We start from the raw sequence: 258 nt of genomic DNA on the forward strand, positions 1-258 counted from the left end.
ATGACCCCTACGGGATTCGAACCCGTGTTACCGCCGTGAAAGGGCGGTGTCTTAACCGCTTGACCAAGGGGCCAATCTAGATGGTGGAGTAGAGAGGATTTGAACCTCCGCGCCGGTTACCCGACCTACACCCTTAGCAGGGGCGCCTCTTCAGCCTCTTGAGTACTACTCCATATGGCTCCGTTGGCAGGACTCGAACCTGCGACCCTCTGATTAACAGTCAGATGCTGCTACCAACTGAGCTACAACGGAATAACC

Annotated in this window: 3 tRNA genes; all 3 read right to left on the minus strand. The window is 55.4% G+C overall.

The features are described 5' to 3' along the window. Position 1: 1 nt before the first annotated feature. The 3 genes from KSHG_RS15625 to KSHG_RS15635 all read right to left on the minus strand — a co-directional run bounded on the left by KSHG_RS15625 (position 2) and on the right by KSHG_RS15635 (position 252). A tRNA-Glu gene (locus KSHG_RS15625) sits at positions 2–73 on the minus strand. Positions 74–81: 8 nt separating this feature from the next. Beyond that, positions 82–172: transfer RNA gene (locus tag KSHG_RS15630), tRNA-Ser, on the minus strand. Between the two features lie 3 nt (positions 173–175). Beyond that, positions 176–252 (minus strand) — tRNA-Asn (locus KSHG_RS15635). Positions 253–258: the final 6 nt, after the last annotated feature.

It is taken from the genome of Kurthia senegalensis (genome assembly GCF_000285595.1).
GTDB classification, from domain to species: domain Bacteria; phylum Bacillota; class Bacilli; order Bacillales_A; family Planococcaceae; genus Kurthia; species Kurthia senegalensis.